Annotated in this window: 13 protein-coding genes; 4 read left to right on the plus strand and 9 right to left on the minus strand. The window is 29.3% G+C overall.

Annotation, left to right across the window (positions count from 1 at the left end):
• Nucleotides 1–80: 80 nt before the first annotated feature.
• Nucleotides 81–1,355 carry a guanine deaminase gene (gene guaD / locus KM800_RS08590; RefSeq protein ID WP_217812707.1) on the plus strand — a complete coding sequence of 425 codons (1,275 nt, stop codon included), beginning with the start codon at nt 81–83 and terminating at the stop codon, nt 1,353–1,355.
• Nucleotides 1,356–1,443: 88 nt separating this feature from the next.
• Here guaD and KM800_RS08595 read toward each other — a convergent pair whose 3' ends face one another.
• From KM800_RS08595 to KM800_RS08615, 5 genes are all read right to left on the minus strand, one after another.
• Complete coding sequence (locus tag KM800_RS08595; protein ID WP_217812708.1) at nt 1,444–2,295, minus strand: DegV family protein; 852 nt, start codon at nt 2,293–2,295, stop codon at nt 1,444–1,446.
• A 115-nt stretch (nt 2,296–2,410) separates the two neighbouring features.
• On the minus strand, nt 2,411–3,193 hold the full coding sequence (locus tag KM800_RS08600) for a hypothetical protein (RefSeq protein ID WP_217812709.1): 783 nt from the start codon (nt 3,191–3,193) through the stop codon (nt 2,411–2,413).
• Nucleotides 3,193–3,888, minus strand: coding sequence for an ABC transporter ATP-binding protein (locus KM800_RS08605; protein ID WP_217812710.1), 696 nt, complete (start codon nt 3,886–3,888; stop codon nt 3,193–3,195). Before KM800_RS08605 ends, KM800_RS08600 begins: the two co-directional genes overlap by 1 nt.
• Nucleotides 3,889–4,278, minus strand: a complete 390-nt coding sequence (locus KM800_RS08610) for a GntR family transcriptional regulator (RefSeq protein ID WP_217812711.1) — start codon at nt 4,276–4,278, stop codon at nt 3,889–3,891.
• Nucleotides 4,279–4,457: 179 nt separating this feature from the next.
• Nucleotides 4,458–4,718, minus strand: coding sequence for a hypothetical protein (locus KM800_RS08615; protein ID WP_217812712.1), 261 nt, complete (start codon nt 4,716–4,718; stop codon nt 4,458–4,460).
• 258 nt (nt 4,719–4,976) lie between these two features.
• Between KM800_RS08615 and KM800_RS08620 the strand changes: the two genes are divergently transcribed.
• Nucleotides 4,977–5,993: an AI-2E family transporter gene (locus KM800_RS08620; protein WP_217812713.1), complete on the plus strand. Its 1,017-nt coding sequence runs from the start codon at nt 4,977–4,979 to the stop codon at nt 5,991–5,993.
• 66 nt (nt 5,994–6,059) lie between these two features.
• Here the strand turns inward: KM800_RS08620 and KM800_RS08625 are convergent, their stop codons facing one another.
• Complete coding sequence (locus KM800_RS08625; RefSeq protein WP_217812714.1) at nt 6,060–6,287, minus strand: hypothetical protein; 228 nt, start codon at nt 6,285–6,287, stop codon at nt 6,060–6,062.
• Between the two features lie 227 nt (nt 6,288–6,514).
• Between KM800_RS08625 and KM800_RS08630 the strand changes: the two genes are divergently transcribed.
• Complete coding sequence (locus tag KM800_RS08630) at nt 6,515–7,738, plus strand: pyridoxal phosphate-dependent aminotransferase (protein ID WP_217812715.1); 1,224 nt, start codon at nt 6,515–6,517, stop codon at nt 7,736–7,738.
• A 67-nt stretch (nt 7,739–7,805) separates the two neighbouring features.
• Nucleotides 7,806–8,249: a hypothetical protein gene (locus tag KM800_RS08635; protein WP_217812716.1), complete on the plus strand. Its 444-nt coding sequence runs from the start codon at nt 7,806–7,808 to the stop codon at nt 8,247–8,249.
• Between the two features lie 64 nt (nt 8,250–8,313).
• On the opposite strand, the gene KM800_RS08640 is transcribed toward KM800_RS08635, so the two are convergent.
• The 3 genes from KM800_RS08640 to KM800_RS08650 form a co-directional block, all read right to left on the minus strand.
• A complete protein-coding gene (locus KM800_RS08640; RefSeq protein WP_217812717.1) occupies nt 8,314–10,203 on the minus strand; it encodes an LTA synthase family protein in 1,890 nt (629 codons plus the stop codon).
• Nucleotides 10,204–10,309: 106 nt separating this feature from the next.
• On the minus strand, nt 10,310–11,854 hold the full coding sequence (locus KM800_RS08645) for a glycine betaine ABC transporter substrate-binding protein (RefSeq protein ID WP_217812718.1): 1,545 nt from the start codon (nt 11,852–11,854) through the stop codon (nt 10,310–10,312).
• Nucleotides 11,854–12,981 carry a betaine/proline/choline family ABC transporter ATP-binding protein gene (locus KM800_RS08650; protein ID WP_217812719.1) on the minus strand — a complete coding sequence of 376 codons (1,128 nt, stop codon included), beginning with the start codon at nt 12,979–12,981 and terminating at the stop codon, nt 11,854–11,856. Before KM800_RS08650 ends, KM800_RS08645 begins: the two co-directional genes overlap by 1 nt.
• Nucleotides 12,982–13,151 lie beyond the last annotated feature (170 nt).

Raw genomic sequence — 13,151 nt, forward strand, 5'->3', positions numbered from 1 at the left:
TCATGATAATTCTATTGATAAATGCTTGTTTTAGTGTTATTTTACTATTATAAAACATTAACTTTAAGGAGATGAACACCATGAAAGAGATTTTTAAAGGAAATATACTATACACTAAAACTCCAAATAAATTTGATATAATTGAAAATGGATATATAGTTGTTATAAATGGAAAAATTCAAGAAGTTTCAGATAAATTAGATAAAAAATTCAATGGAATGGAGCTTCATGATTTTGGCAATAAATTGATTATACCAGGTATGAACGATCTTCATCTACATGCGCCTCAATACAGAAATATGGGCATTGGTCTTGATAAAGAACTGCTCCCCTGGTTGAATTCATATACATTTCCTGAAGAATCAAAATTCAGTGATGTAAACTATGCTGAAAATACATATAAAAGATTAATAAGGGAATTGTGGAAACAGGGTACTACTAGATCTGTAATTTTTTCAAGTATTCATAAAGATGCTACAAAATTACTTATAGACATGTTCAATGATTCTGGTATGTCAGCTTTTATAGGAAAAGTAAACATGAATAGAAATTCTCCTGATTCATTAACTGAAGATACTGTACAATCTTTAAAAGATACAGAGGAGATTATAAAATACTGCAGTACAAAGTCAAAACTTGTAAGGCCAATAATAACTCCCAGATTTGTTCCAAGCTGTTCCGAAAAGCTTATGGATGGTCTTGGAAAATTAGCTGAAAAATACTCAATACCGGTACAATCACATTTATCTGAAAATACAGATGAAATAGCCTGGGTAAAAGAATTACACCCTGAAAGTAAATCTTATGGTCATGTCTATGACAGCTTTGGGTTATTTGGAACTACTCCTACTTTAATGGCTCACTGCATATATTCATCTCAAGAAGAAATCAAGCTTATAAAAAATAAGAATGTAAGGATTATTCACTGCCCTACATCAAATATGAATATAGGAAGCGGTATAATGCCCTGTAGAAAATATCTTGATCTAAAAATTCCCATTTGCCTGGGTACAGATATAAGCGGCGGAAGCAATCTATCCATGATAAAATGTATAGTTTATGCTATTCAACTTTCAAAATTATACTGGGTTCAATCCAAAAAGAAATATAAGTTTCTATCTACATCTGAAGCTTTTTATATGGCTACAAAATCTGGAGGAAGTTTCTTTGGAAAAGTTGGAAGTTTTGAAAAGGGTTATTCCTTTGATGCCCTAATAATAGACGATTCAAATCTCAACAGTTTTGACTATTCCATAGAACACAGACTGGAGAAATTTTTATATGCTGGAGATGATAGAAATATTGTCTATAGATACGTGGAAGGCTCACTGGTTAAAGATCCGAATTTACTTTAATCTACATAAATGCATTATATACTATTTTTAATACTTCAAGTACCTCTTAAATTTTTATTTCAAGAGTACTTGAAATATACACTGTTAATTATTCTTCTTCATACATTACTACACCAACAAGTCCCGGTCCACTATGAACTCCTGCAACCGGGCTTATGGAACCACACAATTTAGCTGAGACTATATTTTTATGTTCCTTTATCTTTTCAAATACTTTCTTTGAATCATCAAATGCTGCACCATTTACCACAAATAGGCTGTACTTGTTAGAATCTAAAATTTTATTCGCTATTTCGACCATTCTTGCTATGGATTTCTTTCGCCCGCGTACTTTGTCATAGGTATAGTATTTTCCATCTGAGTTATCTATAGCTACAATTGGCTTTATGTTGAGAAGCTGCCCTATTGTACCTGCAATTTTTCCTATTCTTCCGCCTTTTTTCAAATATTCCAAGGTATTCACTATAAAAAACAATTTGATTTTGCTTTTTATACAAGGTAATTCATTTACTACATATTCAAAATTCATACATTTTTCTATAAGTTTGGCACATTCTAAAACCAATATTCCTTCTCCCATAGATATAAGCTTGGAGTCAAAAATACATGTTTTTATTTTAGGATGATTTTCACTTACAAGTTTTATTCCATTATAGAAACCTGTAAGTCCACTTGATAAAGTTATAACTATAGCATGAGTATACCCTTGTTTTTCCAATAAGCCAAAAACATTTTCCATCTCATCTACAGCAGGCATTGATGATGTTGGTATCTCATTGTGCAAATTTTCATATACATAATCTGGAGTTATATTTATTTTATCTATATATTCTCTGTTTTTATATATTATTCTATAATGCATTACATTTATACTGTATTGCTCTATTAAGTCTTCAGGTAAATCACTAGTTGAATCCGTTATCAATGCAATTTTATCCAAAACAATTCCTCCCTATAAATGCATATTATAATTATTATATCATTTTCTCACTATACATCAATATTCATACATAAAAATAAAAAGCGAGCTTTAAAACTCACTTTTTATTTTCTATCTATAGATCCAGTTTATTCTCCAGTAAATATGCCACTATATAAAACATAGCCACCACAATGGCCACAGTACAGATTACTAAAGATATATTTACATCAACAAAACCATTTGATACTTCTCCAATACTCAAATTTCCTTTAGATGATAAAACATTCAGCTTAAAGGTTTGAGGAAATATTTTTGCAAATAAAGTCTCAACTCTTGCCTGAGCTATTACCAAAACTATAAATATGATAAAACTCCCAAGCTTGCCGATTTTTCTACTTTTAATTGCAACTTTGCTTAAAGTTACAGCTAAATAAACCGTAAGCAAAAAGCTTATATAGCTTACCACTACAGCAATAATACCCAATATCATAAACTTCACGCTAAAAGTTTTAAATATAGAATTAAATATATCTCTTACGTTAAACACAAAACCAGAAGTAACCTGCAATACCTGTGTCCATATAAATGTTATGATTATTGCTACTATTCCTATTATAATACACTGAAGAATGGCTGTTATAATCTTGCTTCCAAGTATGGAAGATCCACTTCTAGGAGTAGTAAATAAAAGATATCCGCTGTCTCCATAAATATCCCTGGCAAATAATGCTATATTCCATATTACCACTACTACGGATGCAGCAAAACTTATCATCATGCTTATTCCAAGTATTGCATCATTTCCCCATGAACTTACCTTGATACCCAGGGCCAGATTTAATAGAACCATGGCACAAATCATTATAAGAAAATCTTTATAATAAGCCTTAAGATCATATTTTATAATTTCAAACATTATTTAAATACCTCCCTGTATATTTCATCTACGGATTTGCCTCTTTTGGCTCTCAATTCTTCAGCATCCCCTGACAATGTTATCTTTCCTTCTGATATAAAAGCTACATCATCAAATAATCTTTCTATATCACTTACAAGATGAGTTGTAATCAATATAGAACTATCCTTACTGTAATTATCCAATATGGCATCCAATATTCTCTCTCTTGTAGTTGGGTCAACTCCGCCTAAAGGCTCATCTAATATATACAGTTTTGCACTTCTTGAAAGCACTAGTGTCAAATACAATTTTTCACTCATTCCTTTTGAAAGGGATTTTACTTTACTGTTTATATCCAGGTTCATGAATTTAAGAAGTTGTAAAGCCTTATCATAATTGAAATCTTTATACATATCATTAAAAAAATTAAAAGCATCTTTTATCTTCATCCATTTAAATAGATAATCTTTATCCGGTAAATATGAAACTTCCGATTTCGTAATAACTCCCGGCTTATTACCATTTATAAGTATCTCTCCAGAACTTTGTTTTAATATTCCTGCAGCAATTTTTAAAAATGTAGTCTTTCCACTTCCATTAGGTCCTAATAGCCCCACTATTCTTCCACTTTTTATCTCAAGATCCAATCCATCTAGAGCTTTTTTTCTAAAATAATTTTTTCTAAGTTGCGAACTCTTTAAAATTACATCCATTTATTTTTCCTCCTTACCTTCTGAAGTTACATCAACTATTCTTTTTTCAACTATATTTAATATCTGAGATCCTGAAAATCCTAAATTTTTCATTCCATCTATAAAATTGTCTATAACTTTCTCAGCCATTTCATGCTTTAACCTTCCAACCATATCTATATCCTCCTTAACAAAATTCCCCATTCCTCGTTGGGTATAAGTAATGCCGCATCTTTCTAACTCCTGATAAGTTCTCTGTATAGTATTTGGATTAACTTTGAGATTTGATGACATTTCTCTTATAGACGGAAGTTTATCACCAGGTTTTATTTCATTTGATATTATTTTTCTTTTTATAATATTCATTATCTGCTTGTATATTGGTAAATTAGGATCAAATTCCACACTCATAATAACACCTCCATTTTAATCAATATGTGATCTGTTGTACTATATATATAGTACACTATGTATATGTATTAGTCAATTGTTTTAAATCTATTTTATAAAAATAAATATAGTTAAAAGACTGTGTTTATAATTTTATTATACCCACAGTCTTTTATTACCTTAATATATTAAATTAATATTTATATTTCCTTTGGTATCATGGCCACTTTATAACTCATTGTACTATTTTTTAAAAAATTATTATTCATGGTAATTTGTTGTACCTCATTTAAAGTTTTTGCCGTAAATATAACATTGCCGCCGTTTTTATTTAAAATTCCACTTCCTATTAAATACTTACTTGAAGTTGTGTTTATGTTGTTAATTCTAGTATTATTTTTAACCTGTTCAATATTATTTGCTCTATAATTTATACGTACAAAAAGATTATATTTATCCATAATATCGTCTCCAAATCAATTTTATTATATGCCCATAATTAATTATATTAACTTATTTATAAAATATTACTAAATATTTAACTTATGTTATTAATTATATCGAACACTTGTTCTTATGTCAATGATATGTTTCAACTTATTTCATGTATTTTAGCGAATTTATAACATTTATATCTATATTTTTTTGATATGCCTTGAAATTGCTATACTTTATCTCTTATAATATAAATACTATCAATTTATTCGAAAGGAGATACCATGAACTTTCTCATCAACTTTTTTTCAAAAGACTCAACAAAGAGAATATTATTATTTATAGCTATAATAATATTTTTTTATAGCTTTCAATCAGTATTCAATTTATTCCTGTTAACCTTTTTATTTGCATATATAATGAATAGTATTCAGGTATTGATACTTAAAAGATTTAAAAATGTAACAAAGGTAAAGGAAAATATAGTGACAGTAATATTGTATTCCATTTTATTTTCATTTATAGTATTCGTAATTGTAAAGTATATACCCCAGCTTGTAAATCAAACCAAATCTCTTATAGATCGTTTTTCAGAATTTAAGTTTTCAGGAAACTCTAATTCAGTAATTCAGAAATACATAGTCGATATGCTTGGTCAGATAGACATTAAAAGTTATGTCAAATCAGGTTTTAGTGCTTCTCTCCAACTGGCTTCTGAAATAGGTAAATGGAGTGTAAATATATTTATATCTATTATGTTAAGTTTATTCTTTATACTTGAAAAAAAAGTAGTTATTCAATTTATTAGAAAATTTAAGTACAGCAAGATATCTGGGATATATAATTATCTTGCTTTTTTCGGAAAAAACTTTCTAAATTCTTTTGGTAAAGTTATTCAGGCACAGATATTAATAGCTCTTGTAAACACTGTTCTATCTGTAATAACTCTATCAATTCTACACTTTCCACAACTTATAACTCTTGGATTTATGATATTTGTACTTAGCTTAATTCCTGTTGCAGGAGTAATAATATCTTTAGTTCCCCTTTGTTTAATAGCTTTTAACATAGGTGGCTTAACTAAAGTTGTATCTGTCCTTATTATGGTTGCAGTAATACATTGTATAGAAAGTTATATTTTAAACCCAAAGTTAATGTCATCCAAAATAAAAATACCAATTTTCTTTACTTTTGTAATACTAATAGTTTCTGAACACATATTGGGAATATGGGGACTTCTTATTGGAATTCCACTATTCATGTTCATACTTGACCTTCTGGATGTAAAAATACACGAATAACAAGGACTGGAACAATATTAGATTATATCTATATGTTCCAGTCCTTAATGATTACATCTATAAAATCTATTTTGATACTTCTCTGTATCTTACATCTATAACTTTTTTATTGAAAGGTTCTTTGCTTTTTCTAACTTTACTTCTGCTCTTGAAGTAATTTATACATTTTACCAATCCCAAAATTGCAATTCCTGCAATTATAACAAAAGGCAGTATATGTATAAATACTAAAGCAATAATTATTGCAAGTCCAATTTTCCATATTAATGATATATTTTTATATGTAAAATTCATATTCAAAACCCCTTTTCCTATGCGAGATATAGTATTTTTATAGATTAATTATAACATACTTTATAAAATATAGTATATTATAACCTATAATAAAGTATTAATAAAATATTAATTTTAAACCAATACTGTCTTAAAATATATTATATGTGGCTCTTTTTTTATTTATAAATTTGTGGCACAATATAACTTAATGAAATAAATAAACATTTTTACAGGAGGATATATATATGCAATTTTCAAATAGAATTTCTAATATGGATTTTTCGCCTATAAGGAAATTATCCAAATTTGCAAAAGATACGGAAAAAAGGGGTATAAAAGTATATCATTTAAATATAGGTCAACCTGATGTTAAAACACCTGATACATTTTTTGAAGGAGTAACCAATTACAATGAAAATATAGTAAAATACTGTGATTCCCAGGGAATAGATTCACTAATAGAAAGCTTTATTCAATCATTATCTGATTCAAATATATATTTTGATAAAGATGAGTTGATGATAACTCACGGTGGAAGCGAAGCAATCCAATTTGCACTTATGGCTATATGTGATCCGGGAGATGAGGTAATATCCCCTGAACCATTTTATTCAAATTACAGTAGTTTTGCAAAAATAGCTGGCGCTGAAATAGTCCCTGTTGAAACAAAAATTGAAAATGAATTCCATCTTCCAGATGAATCTGTAATAGAGTCTAAAATTACTAACAGGACAAAATGTATCCTCATATCAAATCCATGTAATCCTACGGGAACAGTTTATTCATATGATGAATTGGAAATGCTGGCACGAATTGCCAAGAAATATGATCTCTTTATTATCTCGGATGAAGTATACAGACAATTTATTTTTGACAATATTTCATATACTTCATGTATGCATTTATCTGATATATTGGACAGAGTAATACTTGTAGACAGTATATCAAAACATTATAGTGCCTGCGGCGCAAGAATAGGTCTTGTTGCCTCTAAAAATAAAGAATTGATGCACAATATATTAAAATTATGTCAGGCAAGATTATGTGTATCAACTATAGAACAATTTGCAGCTTCAAACTTGATAAATACCATGAACAGCTATATTACAGATGTAAAAATGCAATATAAGAAAAGACGAGACATAATGTATACTGCTATGTCAAATATACCCGGTGTTCTATGTAGTAAACCAGAAGGAGCTTTTTATATGCTTGCAAAACTTCCTGTTAATGATTCAGATAAATTTGCCAGATGGCTTCTTGAGGACTTTTCTTATAACAATCATACTTTAATGTTTGCACCTGCATCAGGATTTTATGCAACTAAGGGACTAGGGAAAAATGAAGCTAGATTTTCATACTGTACAAGCATAGAAGACATTAAAAATTCAATGATAATTTTAGAAAAGGCATTGGAAAAATACAACAAGATTAATAAAGTCAAGATATTTGATCTTGCAGAACAATAAACTAATTGTAACCTTTATGGATTAAATTACATAACCTATTATGTAGTTAATTCTATGGAGGATTAAAATGAGTTTAGAAAATGAAAATAAGAACTATGATAACTGTAATACAGAGGCTATAAGCACATCAGAAGATTGCAACTGTGATACCACTAATTACAATTCTAACGAATATATGGATTATTACAACAATGTACCTTCTGCACCTATACCACCTTGTTACAATACACCTTATGGATATGGTATGATACCTTATGGAATGTTACCAATGCAACCACAACCTTATCCTTTTACAAACAATGACATATACAATGAGCCTTACTATGATTATGAAAATGATGATAATACTGAAGATGATGTATGTAGAGATGATGATATAGACGACAACAGCGATGATAATTTTAGTAATTTGACAAGATCAAGGAGATCCAGAAGACGTAGAAGAAGACGTCGTTATGATTATCCCTATTATCCTGGTGGCTTTCCATTCTGGCTCTGGTGGTTTTTATAAAACCATATAAATAATTACTTAAAAAAGGACTGAACGTATTTTTTTACGTTCAGTCTTTTATAAATTACTCTTTATTGAGAAAAGTTTTTAGCAGATTATGATTTAATAAATCATCAGAATACTGCAGTTCTTCTGTGTATTTGTCTTTCTCCTCTTTTAATTTAGCCGTCTCTTGAACAGGCTTTCCTGTAGCCAGATCATAATAGCTGTTTGCCCATGATACATAAAGATTTTTTCCATCTATAAATGAACCATTTCTAAATATAACTTTACCACTTTTATCATTAAGCATGTCCTTTCCAAACATATATTGTTTTGAAAGTCCCATGAGATTTGCCAGTGTAGGATACAAGTCCATCTGAGCTGTATAACTATGATCTATAACTCCAGAGTTCATACCATCTGGGAAATGCATTATAAGTGGAACCTTTTGATATTTGAACCATGTATAATCACTCTGATTGTCTACATTTTCAAAGTTATATAACTGATCCATCTTGTCTTTTGGTACTGCAAAATGATCTCCATATAGTGCTACTACTGAATTTTTAAGTGTGCCATTTTTTTCAAGAGTATCTAGATAAGTACCCAATTGCTCATCTGTATAATGTATTGCCTGTAAGTAATTTCCCATGAAGGTTCCTTTATATTTTCCTACATCAAAGTTACCATATTTGCTACTTCCTGCATCATAAGGAAAATGGCTTGTAAGTGTTACAACGAATTGATAATAAGGCTGCTTAAATTTTTTCATTTTCTCAATAGATTGATTTAAAAATGATTTATCACTAAGTCCAAGTCCTATTATCTCATCTACATTATAACTGTGCTGTCCAAAAAAATCATCAAATCCTTCAGCTTTATACATTACATTTCTATTCCAAAATCCTTCTGTATTTCCATGCATAGCTGCCGTATAATATCCTTTATTTTTTAAAGCAACTCCCAATGAATTATATGTGTTTCCACTATACGTATAATATGCAGCTCCCGATTGAGCTGGATACAGGGAATTATTTGACATAAATTCAGCATCAGCTGTAGTACCACCTGCCACTTGATAATAATAATTATCAAAATACATACTTTTTTTAAGCCATCTGTTTAAATTTGGAGTTATTTCCTTGCCATTAACTTTTTGATTAATTACAAATTGTTGTAATGCTTCTACTTGTATTACTATTAAATTCTTTCCTGAATATTTTCCCTGAAATTTAGCTTGTCCGCTTTGTTGGTCATTTTGCTCGAGAAAATTCTTTATTTTCTCTACCCTTTCCGTAGGCAGTTTCTTGGAATTTTTTATATTTGTACTTACAAAATTAAATGCATCCACCGCATGAAAGTCTATATTGCCTATCATTTTAGTAAGATATATCCTATTGCTCATAGCAGTTAAAAGAGTAGGCTGGGTTTTAGAAACATTATATAATGTACCTGCGTTTAGAACTACACCCAATGCAATTAATATCAAAAATCCCGGGATCCTATGTGATAGTTTTAAAGAGTTTTGTTTCAATCTCTTGTACATTTTTTCAAATGGAATAAGTATAAATACATCCAGTATATAAAATATATCTTTAAAATTGAAAAGACTTGCAACACTACTGGATACATCTCCAAGCATTTTAGCATTTTTTATAGATGATACTGTAATTATATCCTTAAAATATCTATAATACATAACATCCGCAATAAGCATTGAACTTATGACTATATTTGCAATATATAAGAAACTAATCCTTGTCTTCTCTTTCATTATCAGTGAAATACCAATAAATACCAGCATTGAAGCTATTATAGGTATTATAACAGATCTATCCAGATATCCTGGAGATATTGACTTTGAATAGGTATAAAGCTTTGCAAAAACTAAGATAAAAAATAAAATGATATCTATATTATTGAATAAAAAATAAAATAGAAACTGTGATGTTTTTTTATTTGATTCTCTCATTTCTTCTCCTCTTTTTTATTTATCTATTTTTAATACTACCATTTTAAATTTTATCTCACTAAAATGACACATCAATGGCATTTATATGAACAATTTGTTAATAATATTATTTTATCAATCCCTGTTCCTTTAAAAATTCGTGAGCAACAGTTTCTGGCTTTTGCCCCATACTATCAACTTTATAATTTAATTCCATCATAGTCTGATCATCTATTTTTCCAGTTAACTTATTCAAAATCTCCTTAAGTTCAGGATGCTTTTTAAGGGTATCTTTTCTTACTATAGTAGCCGCATAGTATGGTGGAAATACTTTTTTATCATCCTGTAAAGATTTTAAGTTAAATTGTTTTAACAAACCGTCAGTAGAAAAAGCATCTATTACATCTGATTTTTTCTGATTTAATGCAGTATATCTAAGCCCTGCATCTACACCTTTTATTTCTTTAAAGTTTATACCATATACATCTTTAAGTGGTCCCAGTGTATCTGAACGTTCTGTAAATTCCATTGTACAGCCCAGTCTTAATTGGTTGCTTACCTTTGCAATGTCTGATATAGTATTTAAATTGTATTTACTGGCTGTATCTTTAGATACTGCCAATACATAAGTATTATTGAATCCAATTGGATTAAGCCATTCTATATTTAAATTTTTATCATAATAATCTTTAACTGTATTATATACCTTGTCTGGATTATGAATTAAACCATGTTTCATTACATCCACAAGTCCAGTACCTGTATACTCTACACTTACATCTACATCACCAGACTTCATAGCACTGAGTACTATATTGGTTCCACCTAAATTTGGCTTGTAATCAACTTTCATATTACTATTTTTTTCAATAAGTTCTCCAATCATGTCTACCAATATAATTTGTTCTGTAAAATTTTTTCCTCCAACTACAATTCTATTCTTTGTACCATTATAGTAAAATACTGATGTGGCAACTATTATAATACAGATTACAGCTGCAATTGCTTTCTTATATTTTGATGATATTTTTTTCTTCTTTTTCTTTGTTGCAGATTTTTCAATCTTGCTGATTGCAAAATCCATTATAAGTGCCAATATACATGCTGGTATAGCTCCCGCAAGTATCATATTATTATTTACACTTTGAACTCCTGCAAATACCATATATCCCAAACCGCCGGCTCCTACAAAGGCTGCTATAGTCATAAGTCCAACTGCTGTAACTGCTGATATCCTTATACCTGCCATTATTATAGGGAGGGCAAGTGGCAATTTTACCATCTTCAATATTTGTGATTCTGTCATTCCAATTCCTTCTGCTGCTTCTATAATATTTTGATTAATACCTACAAGTCCTGTATATGTATTTTTTATAATTGGCAATAATGAATATAAAATTACCATTACAATTGCAGGTTTGCTCCCAATTCCTATAATTGGAATTAAAAATCCCAGTAAGGCCAAGCTAGGAATAGCCTGTATTATATTTGCAACGCCAATTACAATTGAAGATACTTTTTTATTCTTAGTTATAATTATTCCAAGAGGTACTCCTATTACAATAGCTATAATTACAGACAATACAGTTAATTCAATATGTTGAAGAAAAAACTTCAATATTTCCTGGTATCTGTCTTGAACAAAGCCAAAAAATCCTATAATCGAGTTCATTAAATATCCACCTCCATATCTAGAAATTGACTGCTCAATACAGCTATAAGGCTACTGCGTGTAATAAGACCTTTTAATTTTCCTTCAGTATTTAAAACAGGTACATATCCTATTCCCTTAGAGTTTATTTTTTCAAGTATATCAACTATGCTATCTTCTTCAGACACTGAAAATATATTTGTTCCCATTATATCTTTTAATTTTAATGTTCTTTCCATACCTTTTCTTATATCTTTAAGTGTTACTATTCCAAGAAGTTTTAGACCTCTATCAACTACCATAATACTATCTACTTTATTAGTTCGCATTATCTCTATTGCCTGAACTATATTTCTACTCGAATTAGTCATGACAGGACTAGTTATCATAATATCCTTTGCTTTTATAAACTCCGGCTTATTCCAAATTCTATTCTTACCTATGAATTCTTCTACAAACCCATGAGAAGGATCTTTTAATATTTCTTCTGGAGTATCGAACTGTACTATATTGCCATCTTTCATTATACATATTCTATCTGCAAGCTTTATAGCTTCATCCATATCATGTGTAACAAATACTATAGTTTTCTTTAATTCCTGCTGAAGACTGAACAACTCATCTTGAAGCTGGTTTTTAGTTATAGGATCAAGTGCACTAAATGGTTCATCCATTAGAATTATATCAGGATTCATTGCAAATGCTCTTGCAACTCCTATTCTCTGCTGCTGACCACCACTTAATTCATCAGGATATCTATCTAAATATTCCTCTGGATCCATACCAATCATATTTAAAAGTTCAATAATTCTACTTTGTATCTTATCATCAGACCATTTTTGAAGTTTAGGTATCAACCCTATATTTTCCTTAACAGTCATATGAGGAAAAAGACCTGTTTGCTGGATTACATATCCTATATCTCTTCTAAGTTTTATTGTATCCTGTTTTCTTATATTTTTTTCATTTATAAAAATATCACCGGAAGTAGGTCTGACAAGCTTGTTTATCATCTTTAGTGTAGTTGTTTTTCCACATCCGCTAGGACCTATAAGTACCACTAGTTCTCCATCATTGATCTTTAGATTAATATTGCTTAATATACTTTTACTTTTGAACGACTTATTTATATTTTTAAATTCTATCACAAAATTCCTCCATTCCTTAAGATATGATTCATAATATTCACTTTATAATTTATCGCAATTATATAATTTAATATACTGATAAAATGGAATTCTCGAATTATTATATATTATTCAACAATTTATTTTAATATTAACATAAAAGCACCAGTCCAATCAAATGCATAATTTTA

The sequence above is a fragment of the Clostridium tyrobutyricum genome (genome assembly GCF_019144085.1).
Classification (GTDB): domain Bacteria; phylum Bacillota; class Clostridia; order Clostridiales; family Clostridiaceae; genus Clostridium_B; species Clostridium_B tyrobutyricum_A.

Bases quoted from the DNA above. Each gene is read 5' to 3' on its own strand.
- KM800_RS08615 (WP_217812712.1), bottom strand. From the start codon at position 4,718: ATGGATAAATATAATCTTTTTGTACGTATAAATTATAGAGCAAATAAT.
- KM800_RS08600 (WP_217812709.1), bottom strand. From the start codon at position 3,193: ATGTTTGAAATTATAAAATATGATCTTAAGGCTTATTATAAAGATTTT.
- KM800_RS08610 (WP_217812711.1), bottom strand. From the start codon at position 4,278: ATGAGTGTGGAATTTGATCCTAATTTACCAATATACAAGCAGATAATG.
- KM800_RS08640 (WP_217812717.1), bottom strand. From the start codon at position 10,203: ATGAGAGAATCAAATAAAAAAACATCACAGTTTCTATTTTATTTTTTA.
- KM800_RS08630 (WP_217812715.1), top strand. From the start codon at position 6,515: ATGCAATTTTCAAATAGAATTTCTAATATGGATTTTTCGCCTATAAGG.
- KM800_RS08620 (WP_217812713.1), top strand. From the start codon at position 4,977: ATGAACTTTCTCATCAACTTTTTTTCAAAAGACTCAACAAAGAGAATA.
- KM800_RS08635 (WP_217812716.1), top strand. From the start codon at position 7,806: ATGAGTTTAGAAAATGAAAATAAGAACTATGATAACTGTAATACAGAG.
- KM800_RS08625 (WP_217812714.1), bottom strand. From the start codon at position 6,287: ATGAATTTTACATATAAAAATATATCATTAATATGGAAAATTGGACTT.
- guaD (WP_217812707.1), top strand. From the start codon at position 81: ATGAAAGAGATTTTTAAAGGAAATATACTATACACTAAAACTCCAAAT.
- KM800_RS08605 (WP_217812710.1), bottom strand. From the start codon at position 3,888: ATGGATGTAATTTTAAAGAGTTCGCAACTTAGAAAAAATTATTTTAGA.
- KM800_RS08645 (WP_217812718.1), bottom strand. From the start codon at position 11,854: ATGAACTCGATTATAGGATTTTTTGGCTTTGTTCAAGACAGATACCAG.